This is a genomic window from Microbacterium sp. NPDC077184 (assembly GCF_040687055.1).
In the GTDB taxonomy this organism is placed as follows: Bacteria; Actinomycetota; Actinomycetes; order Actinomycetales; family Microbacteriaceae; genus Microbacterium.
In genome coordinates this window covers 268,219-286,057 of record NZ_JBFBMM010000003.1, presented here as the reverse complement: position 1 = coordinate 286,057, position 17,839 = coordinate 268,219, and the positions used below count along the sequence as shown (strand labels likewise).

Sequence of the window (17,839 nt, the reverse complement as noted above, 5' to 3'; positions counted from 1 at the left end):
GATCTTCCCTCGCGGCCCACCCCGTGCCACGATCACCTCATGAAGGCGCGGGTCGAATCCGAAGCGATCTACGCGGCCCTGTTCTCGGGCGCGCTCGGTGGGATCGCCGGCCTCCTCCTCGGACTCCTCGGCCCCGGGCTGCCGCTCGCCGGCGAGGGATCGCTCGGGCGCATCGCCGGGGTCGCCGCCGGGGCCGCGGGGCTCGCCGCCGCCGGTGTCGGCTACTGGCGCGCGCGCCGTCTGCCGGGACAGGAGTGGCGGCTCGCGCTGTCATCGTGGCGCTTCACGGTGAACACCGTCGCGGTCGCGCTGGTGCACGGCATCCTCGCCGCCGTCGCGACGGTCGCCGTCTTCCTCGTGCTGAGCCTGGGGTTCGTCGGTCTCGAGGTCGACGCGTTCTGGGCGATGGTGCTACTGGGGGTCACCGTGGGTCTCACGGTGTACATGGTCTCTCTCTCCGTCTCGCGGATGTCGACGCAGCGGATGTCGAGCCTGCTGATGTCGTTCGTCGCCATCGGCACGCTCACCGCGATGGTCACGAGCCCCGACCCGCGGTGGTGGGAGATCCACTTCAGCCAGCTGGGCACCTTCGGCGATTTCTCCAGCCTCCTGTTCAACGGCACACTCATCGTCGGGGGTCTGCTCGTGACGTCCTTCGCCGTCTACCTCGCCGCCGACATCCGCGCTCTCGCCCAGACCGGCGAGCTGCGTTCACCGCGGGGCGAGCGGCTGGCGCCCACCTTCTTCGTGATCATGGGCCTGATGCTCGCCGGCGTCGGTCTCGTGCCCGTCGACGTGAGCCTGCTCATCCACAACCTCTGCGCGTCGGGGATGGCGGTGATGTTCCTCGCGCTCCTCGTCGGCGGCCCGTGGCTGCTGCGCGGGATGCCGCGCACCTACTTCGTGGCGGCGTGGACGTTCCTGGGAGCCATGGTGGTCTCCACCGTGCTCTTCGCGGTGGGCTTCTTCGGGCTCACCGCGTTCGAGATCATCGTGTTCGCGCTGATCTTCGGCTGGATCGCGGTGTTCATCCGCTTCCTCGTCAGCGCGCGGAGCTGAGGAGTCAGGAGGTCGGCATCGGGGACGTGACGACGTCGACCGACCCGAACGGGAAGGGGAAGACGTAGGTTCCCTGACCGTCGATTCCGTACAGCGGCAGCACCCAGAACCACACCTGCGCGACGACCACGGCCACCGCGGCGACGATGACGATGGTCCGCGCCGTCCGGCGAAGCGTGCGGATCGCCTCGACGTCGCTCTGCGACCGCCGCAGCACCCGGCGGATCGCCCACAGGACGGCACCGACGAAGAAGAGGAAGACGAGCGGACTCGGCGCGAGGGTCATCTGCGTGCAGACCGGCTCGAGGTCGGTGGCGGTCCCGTTCCCGTCCACCAGCCGGCCCGACGCATCACGGCCTGGCGAGCACCCCGCCTTCGACGCCACGGTCAGCACCGAGGCGAGGATCGATGCCAGGAAGGCCGTCCACAGCAGCGACCGGATCTGTGCGATCACGGGCGCGCCGCTGACGAGCGGCGTCGTCGTGGGGGTGTGGTTCGCGCGGGTCATCGGTCGCTCCGTCCGGTCGTGAGGGGGTAGACGGCGAGGTCGCCGACGGATGCCGTGACCCCGAGGTCGGCACCCCGGGGAGCGATCGCCGCGGCATAGAGCCCGGCGTCGGACGCGAGCTCGAGCACCGGGCCGTCGAGGATCACGCGCACCGACCCGGCCGCAGGGACCGTGGCCTCGGTGTCGCCGATGCGCACCCGGACGGCATCCGGGATCCGCGCCACCGTGACGACCTCGTCGCCTCCCGACGTGACGGTGAGCTCGCCCTCCGCGCCGTCCCACACGATGTCGGCGGCGAGGCCGTCCACTGCGCCGTCGGCGGCGAGCGGTCCGCGGTGCGCGTCGACATCCGGGTGGGGTGTCGCGACGAGGGCACCGTCGGGACGCCCGTCGGGGACCGAGAGCCGGAAGGGGACGCTGTGCGCGCCCGCCCAGCCGGCGGCTTCATCGGCGATGCCGCGGATCCAGAACACCAGGCACGGCATCTCGTCGGCATCGAAGAACAGAGACGGGGCGTAGTAGCCCTCGCCGTAGGTGAGGCGACCCCACGATGCCGCGTCGAAGCGCCCGTCGGCGTACGTGCCGGTGGCGTACCCGGCGTAGTGGAGCACGTCGTCCTCCCATACGGAGGAGATCATGACCTCGATGCCGTCGACGGTGACGAACTGCGGGCACTCCCAGAGGGACCCCGTCCAGACGGGATCCGTCTCGTCGCGGGAGCGCTCGAGCGTCACGCCGTCGTATGTCCAGGTACGGAGGTCGGGAGACGTCCACGACAGCGCCATCGCGATCCCCTCGCGGTGCTCGCCGCCGAGGAACATGCGCCACCCATCGCCCTCGCGGCGCACCACCGGGTCGCGGAAGGAGGTCAGGTCGACGCCCGCCGGCGCCTCGACGACGACCTCACCCTTCCGCCACGCGGTCCAGTCGTCGTCGAGCGGGTAGGCCGCACGCACGCGCCCCATCGCGAAGTTCGGCTCGGACGTCGCGGTGTAGAACGCGACGGTGTCGGCGGGATCTTCGGTCGTGACGATGCAGCCGGTCCAGATTCCGCCGTCGCCGTCACCGGGGGCGATGGCGATCGACCCCTCGGTCAGCGAGAGCAGGTCGGGTCCGCTCGCGTGGCCCCAGTGGCAGCCCGGCGCCCATGCGGTGCTTCCGGGCACGTACTGGTAGAACGCCTCGTACCGCCCGTTTCGGAAGGTGATCCCGTGCGGGTCGTTGATCCAGCCGGTGTTCGCGGTGAAGTGCAGGGTGGGGCGCATCAGGCCATCCTCCCGGCCGCCGGGCGATCGCGCCAGCCGCCCCGGGGAGGCGCGGGGCGGTGGGGCGTCCACGGCCGTGCCGGTCAAACGCCGGGGAGATTTCGACACTTTCCGCCCCTGAACCCGCTTCCGGTGTCGATTTCACCCCGGTCTTTCACGCCGTCTCGGGGTAGAGCCGTCCGCGGCGCGCCGTCGCGGTCACGGAGCCCGCCCCGAACGCCGCCTCGGCCACCGTCTCGATCGCCCTGCTCCTCGCCGCCGCGGCGTGGTTCTTCCATTCCTCGGTCCGGCTCGCACGCCGACCGATGCCGGCCTGACGACACCTGCGGAGCGCGGGCCGGTCGCGGACGTCGGCGTGAAACGCCGGGGAGATTTCGACTCTTTCCACTCCTGAACCGGCTCTCGGCGTCGATTTCTCCCGCGTTTTTCACGCGGCGGCGCGCTCAGCCCCGTGCGAGATCGGGGCCGTACGTGTTCACGGCCCGCGCGCGGCGCACAGCATCCAGCGGGATCCGCGCGACCGCGACGTCCTCGCCGTCGTCGCCCAGGAGCGCGGCGTGACGACCGAACGGTGTCGCGATGCAGCTGCGGCCGGTGAAGCCCGGGCCGCAGTGGTTGGCGTAGGCGATCGCGACCCCGCTCTCGAGGGCGCGGGCGGGCACCTGCAAGGTCGACGTGAGCGACGCGGAGTAGTGCCAGGCCTCGCCGAGATCGTCCATACCCTCCTCGGCATCCGGCACCGCGGTCGGAATCAGGAGGATGTCGGCGCCCGCGAGCGCCTGCGCCCGCGCGAACTCGGGGAACTCCACGTCGTAGCAGATGCCGCCGCCCCAGGAGACACCCGCCCAGGTGAACGGCGGCGCGTAGGCATCCGCCGGTGTCATCCACGCCCGCTCGGTCTCGCCGAACAGGTGTCGCTTGCCGAATCGGACGACCTCTCCGGCATCCGGGTCGAAGAGCGACGCGGTGATGCGGTGTGCCTCACCGCCACCGCTCCCGACGATGGTCTCGACGCTCGAGGCGACGAGCCCGATCCGCTCGGCGCGGGCGATACCGGCCAGTGCGTCCCGGACGGCCGCGCCGTCGTGACGCCACGCGCGGTCGGGGGCGTACCCGGTCGCGAAGAGCTCCGGGGTCACGACGATGTCCGCGCCGAGCTCACGCGCGCGCGCCGCCAGTCGGGCGAGGGTCGCCAGGTTCCGGTCGACGTCATCGACGACGGCCTCGGACTGCGCCACGGCCACCACGGGGGCCACGAGATCATCCATTTCGTCCTCCTGACGCAATCATCGTTGACACCCGCGTCCTGACGCCGCCATGATGTCACAAACCAAAACGGATTTGGTTTAGCCCCCCGCTTTCCGCATCCGTCCACCTCACCCGAACAGAGGATCCCCATGTCGACACAGAGACGTGCCGCTACCGGCACCACCGGCGTCGAGTTCGAACGCGCCATGATCGCGGGAGGCACCGAGCCCGCCGTCGCGTCGGAACTCGAACGACGCATCGCCGTCATCGAATCCGAGGAGAAGGACGACGCCTCGCGCCTCCCCCTCACCGGAGCCGAACTGGCCGTCTACGTCGGCGTGACGGTGGCCGCCGTCGCCATCGGCGCTGTGATGGTGATCCTGTGAGCGCGCGCGATGCGAAGGCGACGAGCTCCCGCGCCGCCGCCCGCCGCTCTGCCGCTCGCGACCGCGCGCCCCTCGCCGACCCGATGCTCTCCAGCGAGCACGTCTTCGGCACCTTCCCGCTGCTGAAGAAGGAGCGCACCTGGAGCGCGCTCGACTTCACGTGGGTCAACACCGCCCTCGCCATCGCGACGTGGGCGTTCCTCGTCGGCGGCTCGACCGCCCTCCTGGTCGGCTTCCAGGCGGGGATCGCCGCGATGCTCATCGGCAACGCGATCGGGCTGTGCATCATGGTGCTCGCCTCCGTCGTCGCCTCCCAGCGCTGGGGGTCGGAGCAGTACACGCTTCTGCGCGGCGCTTTCGGGGTTGTGGGTGTCGGCATCCTCGTCTTCACCGTCATCCTGATCACCGAGATGGGCTGGTCCTCGCTCCTCGCCGTCATGGCCGGCCGCGCCACCAGCCAGGTCACCGCGACCCTCACCGGCGCCGAGCTCGACCAGTACGGCCCCGTGGTCACGATCGGCGGGCTCGTCGCGATCCTGCTCGCGTGGTGGGTGCTCTCGCGCGGCCCCGTGACGATCGGGCGGTTCAACGCCTACATCGCGCCGGGCCTCGCCGTCATCACCGTCATCATGATGGTGTTCCTCGTCATCAACACCTCGTGGAGCACCCTCTTCACCGCAGCCCCGCTCGCCCCCTTCGACAACGACGTGCTGAACTTCATGATCGCGGTCGAGTTCAATGCCGGCGTGGGTGTCTCCTGGTACCCGGTGATGGGGTCGCTCGCCCGCATGACGCGCACCCGCAAGGCCGCCGTGTGGCCGGCCTACGGCGGGCTCCTCGTCGCCACGCTCGTCGCGCAGATCGTCGGGATGGCGGCGGCACTCACCCTCGGAGACTCCGACCCGACCGTGTGGATGGTGCCCTTCGGCGGGGCGGTGCTGGGCGTGGCGGTCCTCATCTTCATCGCCTTCGCCAACATCACCTCGATGTCGTCGATCGTCTACTCGACGATCCTCGCGATCCGCCAGTCGTCGGGGAGGCTCCTCGCACGCGTCCCGTGGAAAGTGCTGACCGCGGCGTTCTTCGTCCTGCCGGCGATCATGACCTTCTTCCCCCAGTTCATGTACGAGCAGTTCATCGTGTTCGTCACGCTCTCCGGCGCCTTCCTCGCTTCCGTCTGCGGTGTCGCCCTCGCCGACTACTTCTTCCTGCGGAAGCAGCGGATCGATCTGCGCGAGATCCACCTCGGCCAGCGCGGCACGCTGTACGCGTTCCGGGGCGGAGTGAACTGGGCCGGGATGATCTCCCTGCTCCTCGGCGCGATCTTCTACCTGTGGCTGTACAACCCGATCACGCTCGAGACGCAGCCGGCCTTCCTCGTCATCACGGCATCCGTTCCCGCCGCCGTCGTCGCGGCGGTGGCCTACCTCGCCCTCACCGCGGCGTTCTACCGCGCCCGCCCCCTGGAGATCACGCGATGAGCGACAACGTCACGACCACCGCCGCCGTCTACACCGGATCCGAGCGACTCGACCTCCGCGAGGTCACCCTGCGCGCTCCGGGTCGCGGCGAGGTGCGCGTGCGTATCGGAGCCTCCGGTGTCTGCGGATCCGACCGCCACGTCCTCGACGGAGACTGGCAGATGCCGACGCCGACGATCATGGGCCACGAAGGCGCGGGTGTCGTGGAGGCCGTCGGCGAGGGCGTCACCTCGCTCGCGGTCGGCGACCACGTCATCATGACCTGGTTCTACCCGTGCGGCACGTGCTCCAGCTGCCGGCAGGGGCGCACCTGGGTGTGCACCGGTTCACGCTCGGAGGAGTGCCTCCTCCCCGACGGGTCGACCCCGACGACGATCGACGAAACGCGCGTCTACCCGTACCTGGCCGTCGGATCGATGAGCGAGCGGGTCGTCGTCGCCGAGCAGGCCGCGATCCGCGTGCCCGCGGAGGTGCCGTTCGACGTCGCCGCACTCATCGGGTGCTCCATCGCCACCGGCGTCGGCGCGGTCGTCAACGACGCCCGCGTCCAGGCGGGGCGCTCGGCCGTCGTGATCGGGGCCGGAGGCGTGGGCCTCAGCATCATCATGGGCCTGGCCCTCGCCGGTGCGAGCCCGATCATCGCGGCCGACGTGAATGACGACGCCCTCGCCCTCGCGAAGGAGTTCGGGGCGACGCACACGGTGCGCTCCGGTCCCGACCTCGCCGAGCGTGTGCGCGACATCGTCCCGGACGGGGCGGACTTCGCCTTCGAGGCGATCGGTCGCCCCGATACGATCGCCCTGATGCCCAGCACCCTCCAGCGCGGCGGAACCGCCGTCATCGTCGGACTCCCCCCGCAGGACCGCCCGGTCCCGATCGACGCGCTCGCGCTCGCCGAGGAGGGGAAGGCCCTGCTCGGGTCCAACTACGGCGGAACCGTGCCGGCGCGTGACTTCCCGATGCTGTCGCGTCTGTACCTCGACGGAAAGCTCCCCATCGACCGGCTCATCACCCACCGGTTCGCGCTCGCCGACGTCAACGACGCCTTCGACCTCATGCGCGCCGGCGCCAAGGGACGCAGCGTCCTGGTCCTCTGATCTGATCGGACACGGATGCCCCGTCCCTCGCAGAACATCCTCTCGACGAGCGCGATCGCCCGCGCGGCGCTCGCGCTCGTCGAGGAGAAGGGCGACTTCACGATCCCCGGCATCGCCCGGGCGTTGAAGGTCAATCCCTCCTCGCTCTACCACCATCTGCCGGGCGGACGGCTGGAGATCATCCACCGGATGCGGGAGGAGCTGTACGCGCGCATCGATGTCGGGGCGCTGCGCGACGTCACGCGGTCGCCGGAGGACCGCCTCCGCGCCTGGATGGGCGACGTGCGCGCGGCCCTCGCGACCGCCCCAGGGGTGGTGATCGTCTTGGTCTCCTCGCCCGTGCAGGATGCCCTCACCCTGGCGATCTACGAGGCGCTGTTCGAGATCCTCCGTGACATCGGCATCCCGGTGGACCGCCGGATGGCCTTCGCCGCCATGATCGACGCGGTGGTCCTCGGCTCAGCCGTGGACGCGGGGTCGCCCGTGCCGCTGTGGCAGGCAGACCCGGCGGAGAACCCCGAACTGCACGCCGCGGCGGCTCGTGACGACGACGAGTCCCGGGCATCGACAGCGTTCGCCCTGGCCATCGACGTGACCGTCGCTGCCGTACAAGCGGCTGCTGTCAGTCGACGCGGATGACCCGGCCGTCGAGCACGTCCAGGTAGATCTCGACGTCGTCGGCGAAGCCGATCTCCCACGCCACGGTGTCGCCCTCGGTCGTGAGGTCGGCGTCGTCGAGACGCGCGGTGCCGGTGTACTCGGATACGGCGATCCCGATCGCCTCGGACAGGCCGATCTGGACGCCGTTCAGGCGTCCCGCGTCCTCGCCGTCGAGCGAGTCGTCCCGTTCGCTGCGCAGCACCTCGGCGCCGGCGGCATCGACGATGACCTCGAACTCCTCGTTCTCGACCGCGACGCGGACCTCCCAATTGCCGCCGTCCTCGTCGTCCAGCTCGAAGGCCATCCCCCCGGCGGTGCGCTCGGCGAGGTCGACCGCGGCGCGCGCCGCCTCGTACTGCGCAACGACGTCGGCGTCAGCCCCCGACCCGGCGGCCGGAGCGGATGCCGTGGGCGAGGCGTCCTCGGCGGGAGCCCCCTCGGCCGACGGAGCCGGGCCCACAGGGTCGACGGGCTCGGGCGGAGAGCAGGACGTCAGTGAGAGGGCGGTGGCGGCGAGCGCGACGGCGAGCGTGCGGCGGAGCGGAGAAGAAGTGCGTGCCATACGCCCACTCTGGACCCAGGCGCCACCTCTCCATGGCGTCTTGCCCCCTACCGGGGGCCGTGCTAGCCCGGGAGCGACGGGGCCTGCCGGCCGGGACCCGACAGCCCCCGTCCCCGACGCCCTCCCCCACACGCCGGACTCCCCAGAGGTGGGGATGCCGCTCCCCACGGCATCCCCACCTCAGAAGACGACGTTCCGGCGCGACGGTGACGCGTCGTTACCCGTTCGTGATGTCGGTCGAGTCCTGGCGGAGAAGAGCCCACAGTCGCATCTCGCCGGCAGGTCCCTCAGTCGTCGCCTCGTCGCTTCCTGAGACGTAGGCGAATCGGACGATCGCGTTCTCCAGGAGATCCCGTGCCGTCACAGGAATGTCGAGGCGACCGCGCCCTGCGGGGTCGAGGACGGCCCGCACCGGGTCGCGGTCGCCGATGCGCACGGTGACCTCCGCATCCGGGGCGCCCTCGAGCCCGAGATCGAGGACGAGGCCCTCACCGCTCCAGCGCCCGCTTCCTGCCCCGATCATCGGGGTTCCCTCGGGGAGGACAGGTGTGGGCGTCGGCACCGGAGCGAGCTCCGGAGTCGACGCGGGGGTGGGCTCCGGCGAGGGGCGGGCCGGTGTCGGCGCGGGCGCGGCGGTCGGCCTGGGGCTCGATGACGGCGTCGTCGGCGCCGGGCTCGGCATCGGTGCGGGGAGCGCGGGCGGAAGAGGCGGGGCGGGCGCAATCGGCGCCCCCGGCGCGGTCGCGGGCGGGGGATCGGAGACGGGCTCCGCCGCCGGCGCGGTCGAGGCGAGCGGCGCGGGGGCGCCGGCGGGGACAGTGCCGATGTCGGCGTCCGTCTCCTCCGCCGCGATCGCTTCCGGCGCCGGGGCGGAGTCGGCGTCCGCGTCCGCGGGAGCGAGGGAGACCGCCGCCGCCGCGACGGCGATCGCCACGACCCCCACGGCCGCGGCGACACCGACCCACAGCCCGGCGGACGCAGTCCCGGACACCGCGGTGGCCGACGAACCCGCCGCCATCGATCCTCCTGCGGACCCTGCTCCGCCGGATGCCGGATCCACCGCGACCGGCAGACCCGCCGCCGCCTCCGCGGCCAGCGCCGTCCCGCCGCCCTGCGCCCAGGCGCCGTACGACGCCGCACCCGCACCGAGGACCGGCGGAAGCAGCACAGCGCCCAGTCGGCCGGAGACGTCCCGCGCCTCTTCGGCGACGATGAAGCAGCGGGTGCACCCGACCAGATGGGCCTCGATCCGTCGCCGTTCGCGCCGCGTGCCCCGCCCGCGGGTGTAACCGCCGAGTGCGGCGACGGTCGCGCGGCACTCCGGGTGATCCGCGAGACCGCGCAGATGCGCCTGCACCCACGCCTGACGGAGACCCTCGCGCGCACGGGACGCGAGCTGTGCGGTCGCATTGGGGGTCATGCCGAGGATCCGCGCCACCTCCGCCGTCTTCAGCTGCTCGACCTCGCCGTACCAGAGCACCTCCTGCCAGCGCGGGGGGAGTGACGCGAACGCCGCTCCCGTGAAGCCCCGGTCCAGGGCCCGCTCCGCGTCAGCGTCGCTCCCCCGCGGGTCGGGCTCCTCGTCGAACGCGTCGTGGGCGTCCTCCCGATGCCGCCGCCCCCACGAGGCGGCGATGTTCCGCACGGACGCCAGCAGGTAGGGCCGGAACGCCCCCTGCGGACCCTTGCCGCGGCGCAGCGCGGAGAGGATCGAGGCAAACGCCTCCTGGACGAGGTCGTCGGGGTCGAACGTCGCGGTCACCGCGACCGCCGCCGCCCGCGCCGCTGCGTGATGGCGGGCCCACAGTCGCCCGTATGCGGCGTCGTCGCCGCCGCGCACCGCCGCGATCAGCTCCGCATCCGACGCGTCCGAGGTGTCGGACGCGTCCGTCCCGTCTGAATTACCCACGCTCACAAGACGCACTCCCCCGCGATCCATTATGCGAGGGTCGACGAATCGCACCTTCCGCATGCGAAACGTCCGTGTCACGCGCGTCTGGTAGAGATGTAAGGCTTGTACCAGCCTTCGCGGGCTTCCTCTGCACCCTCACCCCAGGAGATCACGTGCGACTTTCCGTCATCGGATGCGGTTACCTCGGCGCCGTCCACGCGGCCGCCATGGCCTCCATCGGCCACGATGTGGTCGGCATCGACGTGGACGAGCGCAAGATCGCCGCGCTCTCGAAGGGCGAGGCTCCCTTCTTCGAGCCGGGGCTGCAGGAGATCCTCACGGAGGGGATCGCCTCCGGGAAGCTCCGCTTCACGACCGACATGGCCGAGGCCCGTGGCGCCGCGGTGCACTTCGTCGGGGTCGGCACGCCCCAGCAGAAGGACGGCTACGCCGCCGACCTCACCTACGTCAACGCCGCCGTCGACGCGCTCGTCCCCTTCCTCAGTGAGGGCGACATCGTCGCGGGCAAGTCCACGGTCCCGGTCGGCACCGCCGCAGCGCTCACCGAGAAGGTCGCCCCGACGGGCGCGACCCTGGTGTGGAACCCCGAGTTCCTCCGCGAGGGCTGGGCCGTCCAAGACACCGTCGACCCCGACCGGCTCGTCGCGGGCGTCCCCGAGGGCGCCGCCGGCGAGCGCGCCGCCGACATCCTCCGCGAGGTCTACCACCCCTCGGTCGCGAAGAACACGCCCTTCATCGTCACCGATCTCGCCACCGCGGAGCTCGTGAAGGTCGCCGCCAACGCGTTCCTCGCCACGAAGATCAGCTTCATCAACGCCATGGCGGAGATCGCCGAGGTCACCGGCGCCGACGTCACCACCCTCGCCGACGCGATCGGGCACGACGCCCGCATCGGACGCCGCTTCCTCGGCGCCGGCATCGGCTTCGGCGGCGGCTGCCTCCCCAAGGACATCCGCGCGTTCTCCGCCCGTGCCGAAGAGCTCGGCCGCGGTGAGTCGATCGCGTTCCTCCGCGAGGTGGACGCGATCAACCTCCGCCGTCGCGACCGCGCGGTCGAGCTGGTCGTGAGCGCCCTCGACGGCCAGGTGTTCGAGCGGAAGATCGCGGTCCTCGGCGCGGCGTTCAAGCCGCACAGCGACGACATCCGCGACTCGCCCGCCCTCGACGTCGCCGTCCGTCTGAAGGGTCTCGGCGCCGATGTCGTCGTCACCGACCCCGAGGCGATCGAGAACGCCCGCCGCATCCACCCCCAGCTGACCTATGTCGCCGACCGCGACGAGGCATTGAAGGACGCGGATGCCGTGATCGTCGTCACCGAATGGGACGAGTACCGGCGCGAGCTCGACCCCGCCCACGCGGCATCCCTCGTCGCGAACCGCGTGATCGTCGACGGACGCAACTGCCTGGATGCCGCCGCCTGGCGCGCCGCCGGCTTCACCTACACCGGGATGGGCCGCCCCTGACGGTTCCGTAGGCTGGCCTGGTGACGACCCCCACCCTCCCCCGCCCGGCGCGGACCGCCGGACGGGTGTTCGTGATCGTCCTGGTCGTCCTCGTGGGCCTGACGGTTTTCGCTGCGGCGTGGATCGGCATCCGCGGCGCCCTCGCGTACGGCCACCTGCGTGACGCGCAGACGGCGGCGGTCGCCGCGCGCGCGTCGCTCGCCGATCCTGCCACCGCCGCCGACGCGATCGCGACGATCTCCACCGAGACCGCCGCCGCGCACCGCCTCACGAGCGATCCGGTGTGGCGCGCCGCCGAGGGCGTGGCCTGGATCGGCCCGCAGCTGCGCGCCGTCTCCACCGTGGCGGCGTCGCTCGACGAGGTCGCGGGATCGGCCCTCGCACCGCTGGTCGATGTGGCCTCGTCGTTCTCGGTGGACTCCCTCGCGCCCGTCGACGGACGCATCGATCTCGCCGCCTTCACCGCTCTGGAGGAGCCGGCTGCCGCGGGCGCCGCCGGGGTGCGCGACGCCGCCGCGGCCCTCGAGGGCCTCGACCGACCGGCGCTGCTCGCACCGTTGCGCGACGCCGTCGACGAGGTCTCCGATCTCCTCGACGAAGTCCAGGTCGGAGCCGGGGCCCTGGCCCGGGCCACCGCGCTCATCCCCGGGATGCTCGGCGCCGACGGCCCGCGAAACTACCTGATCCTGTTCCAGAACAACGCCGAGTGGCGCTCCCTCGGGGGCATCCCGGGCGCGGTCGCCCTCCTCTCCACCGACGACGGACGGATGTCACTGGCCGCGCAGGAGTCCTCCGGCGACTTCCCGACCTACGACACCTCGGTCCTGCCGCTCGGCCCGGAGGTGCAGGGCATCTACGGCGAGCGCCCCGGTCGCTGGATCCAGAACGTCACGCAGGTCCCCGACTTCCCCCTCGCCGCGCAGCTGGCGCAGGAGATGTGGGCGCGCGGGCACGACGGCCAGGTGGTCGACGGCGTGATCGCGATGGATCCCGTCGCCCTGTCCTATCTCCTCGAGGCGACCGGATCGGTGGAGCTCCCCACGGGCGACGTCCTCACCAGCGAGAACGCCGTCCCCCTCCTCCTCAACGAGGTCTACCTCCGCTACGAGAACCCGTCTGATCAGGACGACTTCTTCGCGCTCGCCGCGGCATCCGTCTTCGACGCCCTCTCCACCGGCGGGTTCAGCCCCGCCGACCTCGTGAGCGCCCTCGCCCGTGCCGGGGACGAGCGGCGCCTGCTCCTGTGGAGCGCGCACGAGGACGACCAGACGCTGCTCGACGACACCACCCTGGCCGGGGGCCTCCCCCGGACGGATGCCGATGTCGCACGGTTCGGGGTGTACGTGAACGACGGCACCGGGTCGAAGATGACCTACTACGCGGGAGCGGACACCGCCGTCGCCTGGACCTCCTGCACGGCGGGCCCGCGCGGGGTGAGCGGTCAGGCCGAGCTCACCGTGACGGTCCGCAACGATGCTCCGGCGGATGCCGCGACTCTGCCGGACTACATCACCGGCGGCGGCAGCTTCGGTGTCCCGCCGGGCGTCGCCCGCACCGTCGGCTATCTCTACCTGCCGACCGGCTTCACCCTCGCCGATGCGACGCTGAGCGACGGGAGCGGCTTCGGCGGAGGCGTCCACGACAGTCGCCGCGTGCTCACGTTCTCGGTCGACCTGGCCCCCGGAGAGAGCGCGACCGCGATCGTCCGGGCCGACACCGCCGAGCCGTCGGCATCCGTGCTGGAGGCCGTACAGACCCCCGGGGTGACGGCATCGGCGGTCCCCACCGCGGCGTGCGGGAGCGCCGCGCCCTGACCCGATCGTGACCGTTCTCTCATCCCCGCGACACGAGGGGGTCACAGGCGCCGCTTAGACTTGGCGAGCCATGAGACGACTCCCCACGTTCTTCGCCGCCACGACGATCGCCGCCGTCGCAGTTCTGAGCGTGCCCGCCGCCGCTCACGCCTCGACCATCTACCCGCCGTCGGGGTCGTGCACCGCGACGCCCGCCACGGCCGTCCCGGGGGGCACGACGCTCTTCGCGTGCGACCCCGCCACCTTCTCCGCCGACGAGCCGGTGACCATCACCGTCACGGGAGAGAACGCCTCGGATGCCGTCATCGGGATGATCCGCACGGTCTCCACCGCGAGCGGTGATGCCGTCTCGACCGCCGACGGCTCGCTCGCCGGGGTCCGCATCACTTTCCCCACCGATGCACGCGGCACCTACAACATCGCGGCGTTCTCCTCGACGTCGGCCGGTGGAACCTCCGCGGTCTCCGTCACCAATCCCGACGGCAGCCTCCCCGTGACCGGTTTCGACAGCGCGACCATGACGGGCCTGTGGATCGGCGGCGGTCTTCTCCTCGTCGCCGGCGCGGCCCTCGGTGTCGTGGCGGTCGTGCGCCGCCGCCGCGACAGTCTCTGACGCGGTCCCTCCCGACCCCGCACCCTCAGCGGCGGGATGCCGGAACCCGTGGGCGCGGCGGCATCGCCGTGACGGGCGCCGCGACCTGATGCTCCTCCTGGAGCCAGCGGACGAAGACCACGACGAGCAGACCGACACACACCCCGGCCATGTTCGCGACGAGGTCGAGGATGCTCGGCGTCCGGCGATCCAGCAGCAGCGCCTGCGCGGTCTCGATCATCAGGGTCGTCAGGAACCCCAGCGGGAGGACCAGCCACGCCTGTCGCACGAGCTGGGTGACGAGCACGCCGAAAGGGATGAAGAGGGCGATGTTCGCCGCGAACTCGATCCGGTCGTACGTCAGCACGGGGAACACCCGCGTGATCGCACGCAGGAGCGGGCCCGCCCCGCTGTCCACCGGCACCGGCCAGAACGCGATCGCTGACAGCGCGACGGCGTAGGCCAGCAGCACGACGGCGGCGGGTCTCGGGCGTTGCGGCACCCGCCGAGCCTATCCGCGCCGCGGGTCCCCTCGAGGGCGGCGTGTTTCGGGGACGTGAATTCTCGCGGGCCGCGGTGACAGCGCGCATCACTCCTCAGTACGGTGTGGGGCAGATCCGCCCGCACGCGCTGCGTTCCCAGCCCGCAGCCCAGGCCGTGTGCATCGTGCCCCGACCGCGGTCGGGTTCAGGCTCCTCTCGCGCTTCCGCACTCCCCCACCTGCGGTTCGGCGCGAGAGGGGCCGCCCACGCGCAGGGAGCGCCGGGAGCGCCGGGTGCAGAAAGTGGTGCGGCCCGCGGTGGGGAGACCGCGGACCGCACACCCGTCTGTAGAGATGCCGGGGCTCGCACCCGAAGCAAGCCGTCGGCGACGGGGAGTGAGGATGCTGGGGACACCCTCGCCTCCAGCGTAAGCGAAACCCGCGCGCGGCCACAGCAGGCGGCGTGCCGGACGCGCCTTTGTCTCACTGCGCGACACGGGGGCGCAACATCGGGCAACCGTCGGGAAATCCGGCGGTGCCAGGGTGGGCGGCATCCCGAAGCCCGGTGCATCCCCCATCCGGAAGGACCCGCTCCCGCATGCCCGAGAACACCCCCGCACGGCGTCCGCTCCGACGACGCTCACGCGCCGTCGCGGCCCTCGCCGCCGTCACCGCCCTCCTCGGCGGCTCCCTCGCCCTCGCACCGTCCGCGGTCGCGGCGGAGGCGCCGCCGACCATCGGCGCCGTCACCCTGACCGCGCCGGCCGCGGCGGACGAGGGCGCCACCGTCGAGGTCGTCATCGCCGTCGACGCCTCCGCCGACGTCTTCGCCTACGAGCTCGCCGTCACGTACGACCCGGCGCTGCTCGCCCTCGTCGACGGGGAGAGCACCTTCCCGAGCGGCGGCTTCGACGCCGTCGCCGACGACGCCGGCACCGCCACCTTCACGCACACGCGCCTGGGCACCTCACCCGGCCTGTCGGGTGCGCAGGAGCTCGTGAGCTTCTCGTTCACCGCCCTCGGCGGTGGCACCGCCGAGATCGCGGTGTCCGACGCGACGTTCCTGAGCGCCTCCGGCGCCGCGATCGGCCTCCCCGGGGGCGCGGTCGTGTCCGCCACCACCGAACTGACGGCCGCGCCCGAGCCGCCGAGCCCGTCGCCGACGCCCACCTCCTCGGCGACGGCGACCCCGATGCCGCCGACCGACGACGCCACCCCCGTTCCCGACGCCTCCGGCCCGCCGCTCGCGGTGACCGGTCAGGACGCGGCCGTCTGGATCGTCCTGGGTGTCCTCGCCGCAGGTCTCGTCGCCGTCGGCGTCGTGATCGTCCTCCGCCGTCGGGCGGTGACCCGATGAGCGCCCGGTCCGCCTCCTCGACCCCTCTCGCATCCGCCCCCACGACCCGGAGGACCCCCGCGGTGAAGACCCCCACCTCCCGCGCGATCGCGACCCTCGCGATCGCCGGCACCCTGACGGCCGGCGCGGTGACGCTCCCCGCGACCGCCGTCGCCGACGACACGGCATCCGCCCCGTTCCTGATGCCCTTCTACACGGAGCTCGATCTGACCGGCGACCACCAGGTCACCGCCGACGACCTCGACGTCATCGCCTCCGCCTTCGGCACGACGTCGACGGATGCCGGGTGGGCGGCGGTGTCGAAGGTCGACCTCGACACCGACGGCGTGATCACGCTCGCCGACCTCGCCGCGGCCTCGCAGCGCATCATCTACGACGACGGCCCGTTCGAGCTGGTCGAGGCGTCGGTGATCGAGATGCAGGCGGCGATGAACGCCGGGGTCACCACCTCGGTCGAGCTCACGCAGGCCTATATCGACCGGATCGCCGCGTACGACCGCGTCGCGCAGGGCGAGGGCCAGCGGGCGCTGAACTCCATCGTCACCGTCGGCTCCGCGCCGGCGCTCGCCGCCGCCGCAGCCGCCGACGCCGTGCGCGCCGAGTCGGGACTCACGAGCATGCTGCTCGGCATCCCCGTCGCGCTGAAGGACAACTACAACACGCTCGACATGCCCACCACCGCCGGCTGCGGATGCTGGGACGGCAACCAGACGAGCACCGACGCGTTCATGGTCGAGGGCCTGCGCGCCGACGGCGCGGTCATCCTCGCGAAGGCGAGCATGGACGAGTTCGCGGTGAACCTGTCCTCCACCTTCAGCGCCGGCCAGCCGGCGGGAGCGACGCTGGACGTGTCGAGCCCGTACAACACCGCGCGGAACGCCGGCGGATCCTCGGGCGGCACCGGCGCCTCGATCGCGGCGAACCTCGCCGCCCTCGGCTTCGGCACCGACACCGGCGGATCGATCCGCATCCCGTCGAACTACAACCAGCTCGTGGGCGTCCGCCCGACCGTGGGCCTCGCCAGCCGCGACGGCATCGTGCCGCTCGCGCTGTCGCAGGACACCGGTGGCCCCATGGCCCGCTCGGTCGTGGACGCCGCCGTCGCCCTGGACGCGGTCGTCGGCATCGACGACGGCGATCCGGTCACCGCGCGCCAGAGCGGCCTGGTCCCCGCGTCGTACACCTCGGAGCTGTCCTCGACGGCACTGGAGGGGACGAAGATCGGCTACGTCGCGGAGATGATCGGCTCCAACGCCAGCACCGTGCGCCTGTTCGACGCCGCGATCGCGGACCTCCGCGCCCAGGGGGCAGAGGTCGTCGAGGTCTCCACACCCGAAGGCTGGGCCGAGATCCTCGCCGAGGGCAGCGGGTCGGGCCCGGAGTTCAACCACGACCTGCAGATCTACATCGACACCTACCTCAACCCCGCGGTGACCGCGCGCAGCCTCGCGCAGATCAGCGAGTCGCCGAACATCATCCCGAACCGCGGCATCACCGCGAGCAACCCGAACAACGCCACCTACGTCTCGCGTTCGCGCGTCACCGCCGAGGAGTACGAGGCATGGGCGGGGCCGGAGGGCTCGCACACGCTGCAGCTCGCGCGCGGCAAGCAGATCGTCACGGCGATGATGGAGACCGAGAGCCTCGACGCGATGATCTACCCGACCGGCAACCCCTACGGCACGATCGGACGCAACATGCGCCTGAGCCCGAACACCGGGCTCCCCGCGGTCACGGTGCCGATGGGGCAGGCCGTCGAGGGTGAGCCGATCCCCGGCGGTGGAGCGAACATCGAGTTCCTCGGTCGCGACTTCTCCGAGGGCACCCTGCTCGGGTTCGCGTTCGACTACGAGCAGGCCACCGGCCACCGCACGTCGCCGACGCTGTACCCGGCGCTCGACTGACCGCACCCCGCGAGCTCCGAGGCCCCGGCATCCGCATCAGGATGCCGGGG

At 71.9% G+C, this 17,839-nt stretch carries 17 protein-coding genes; 10 read left to right on the top strand and 7 right to left on the bottom strand.

Translation table 11 applies throughout. From position 1 onward, the window contains the following. Positions 1–39 precede the first annotated feature (39 nt). Entirely contained in the window at positions 40–1,059 is a 1,020-nt protein-coding gene (locus tag AB0O93_RS08395) for a DUF998 domain-containing protein (protein ID WP_363342335.1), read from the top strand. A gap of 4 nt (positions 1,060–1,063) precedes the next feature. Here the strand turns inward: AB0O93_RS08395 and AB0O93_RS08390 are convergent, their stop codons facing one another. The 4 genes from AB0O93_RS08390 to AB0O93_RS08375 form a co-directional block, all read right to left on the bottom strand. After that, entirely contained in the window at positions 1,064–1,567 is a 504-nt protein-coding gene (locus AB0O93_RS08390) for a hypothetical protein (RefSeq protein ID WP_363342333.1), read from the bottom strand. Further along, positions 1,564–2,832 carry a glycoside hydrolase family 32 protein gene (locus tag AB0O93_RS08385; protein WP_363342331.1) on the bottom strand — a complete coding sequence of 423 codons (1,269 nt, stop codon included), beginning with the start codon at positions 2,830–2,832 and terminating at the stop codon, positions 1,564–1,566. Before AB0O93_RS08385 ends, AB0O93_RS08390 begins: the two co-directional genes overlap by 4 nt. Positions 2,833–2,986: 154 nt before the next feature. Further along, positions 2,987–3,220, bottom strand: coding sequence for a hypothetical protein (locus AB0O93_RS08380; RefSeq protein ID WP_363342329.1), 234 nt, complete (start codon positions 3,218–3,220; stop codon positions 2,987–2,989). Between the two features lie 55 nt (positions 3,221–3,275). Beyond that, positions 3,276–4,100, bottom strand: a complete 825-nt coding sequence (locus tag AB0O93_RS08375; protein WP_363342327.1) for a nitrilase-related carbon-nitrogen hydrolase — start codon at positions 4,098–4,100, stop codon at positions 3,276–3,278. 129 nt (positions 4,101–4,229) lie between these two features. Here AB0O93_RS08375 and AB0O93_RS08370 point away from each other — a divergent pair, with 129 nt between their 5' ends. From AB0O93_RS08370 to AB0O93_RS08355, 4 genes are read left to right on the top strand one after another with little or no spacing between them, the layout of a single operon-like run. Then, on the top strand, positions 4,230–4,466 hold the full coding sequence (locus tag AB0O93_RS08370) for a hypothetical protein (protein WP_363342325.1): 237 nt from the start codon (positions 4,230–4,232) through the stop codon (positions 4,464–4,466). Further along, positions 4,463–5,947: a cytosine permease gene (locus AB0O93_RS08365; protein ID WP_363342323.1), complete on the top strand. Its 1,485-nt coding sequence runs from the start codon at positions 4,463–4,465 to the stop codon at positions 5,945–5,947. Before AB0O93_RS08370 ends, AB0O93_RS08365 begins: the two co-directional genes overlap by 4 nt. Next, positions 5,944–7,044 (top strand): Zn-dependent alcohol dehydrogenase, encoded by a 1,101-nt coding sequence (locus AB0O93_RS08360; RefSeq protein WP_363342322.1) that lies wholly within the window; start codon positions 5,944–5,946, stop codon positions 7,042–7,044. The genes AB0O93_RS08365 and AB0O93_RS08360 overlap by 4 nt, the downstream gene beginning before the upstream one ends. A 15-nt stretch (positions 7,045–7,059) precedes the next feature. Further along, complete coding sequence (locus AB0O93_RS08355; RefSeq protein WP_363342320.1) at positions 7,060–7,683, top strand: hypothetical protein; 624 nt, start codon at positions 7,060–7,062, stop codon at positions 7,681–7,683. Here AB0O93_RS08355 and AB0O93_RS08350 read toward each other — a convergent pair. Together AB0O93_RS08350 and AB0O93_RS08345 are read right to left on the bottom strand one after the other, a co-directional pair. After that, on the bottom strand, positions 7,667–8,266 hold the full coding sequence (locus AB0O93_RS08350; protein ID WP_363342318.1) for a hypothetical protein: 600 nt from the start codon (positions 8,264–8,266) through the stop codon (positions 7,667–7,669). The genes AB0O93_RS08355 and AB0O93_RS08350 overlap by 17 nt on opposite strands. A 217-nt stretch (positions 8,267–8,483) precedes the next feature. Continuing rightward, positions 8,484–10,175, bottom strand: a complete 1,692-nt coding sequence (locus AB0O93_RS08345; protein ID WP_363342316.1) for a sigma-70 family RNA polymerase sigma factor — start codon at positions 10,173–10,175, stop codon at positions 8,484–8,486. A 155-nt stretch (positions 10,176–10,330) separates the two neighbouring features. On the opposite strand from AB0O93_RS08345, the gene AB0O93_RS08340 reads away from it, so the two are divergent. The 3 genes from AB0O93_RS08340 (at position 10,331) to AB0O93_RS08330 (ending at position 14,068) form a co-directional block, all read left to right on the top strand. Further along, positions 10,331–11,641 carry a UDP-glucose/GDP-mannose dehydrogenase family protein gene (locus tag AB0O93_RS08340; RefSeq protein WP_363342314.1) on the top strand — a complete coding sequence of 437 codons (1,311 nt, stop codon included), beginning with the start codon at positions 10,331–10,333 and terminating at the stop codon, positions 11,639–11,641. Between the two features lie 20 nt (positions 11,642–11,661). Next, positions 11,662–13,455 carry a DUF4012 domain-containing protein gene (locus AB0O93_RS08335; protein ID WP_363342312.1) on the top strand — a complete coding sequence of 598 codons (1,794 nt, stop codon included), beginning with the start codon at positions 11,662–11,664 and terminating at the stop codon, positions 13,453–13,455. Positions 13,456–13,525: 70 nt separating this feature from the next. Then, positions 13,526–14,068, top strand: a complete 543-nt coding sequence (locus tag AB0O93_RS08330) for a cell wall protein (protein ID WP_363342310.1) — start codon at positions 13,526–13,528, stop codon at positions 14,066–14,068. Positions 14,069–14,093: 25 nt separating this feature from the next. Here the strand turns inward: AB0O93_RS08330 and AB0O93_RS08325 are convergent, their stop codons facing one another. Next, entirely contained in the window at positions 14,094–14,549 is a 456-nt protein-coding gene (locus tag AB0O93_RS08325) for a VanZ family protein (protein WP_363342308.1), read from the bottom strand. A 577-nt stretch (positions 14,550–15,126) separates the two neighbouring features. On the opposite strand from AB0O93_RS08325, the gene AB0O93_RS08320 reads away from it, so the two are divergent. Continuing rightward, positions 15,127–15,885: a cohesin domain-containing protein gene (locus AB0O93_RS08320; protein WP_363342306.1), complete on the top strand. Its 759-nt coding sequence runs from the start codon at positions 15,127–15,129 to the stop codon at positions 15,883–15,885. 62 nt (positions 15,886–15,947) lie between these two features. Beyond that, positions 15,948–17,789: an amidase family protein gene (locus tag AB0O93_RS08315; RefSeq protein ID WP_363342304.1), complete on the top strand. Its 1,842-nt coding sequence runs from the start codon at positions 15,948–15,950 to the stop codon at positions 17,787–17,789. Positions 17,790–17,839 lie beyond the last annotated feature (50 nt).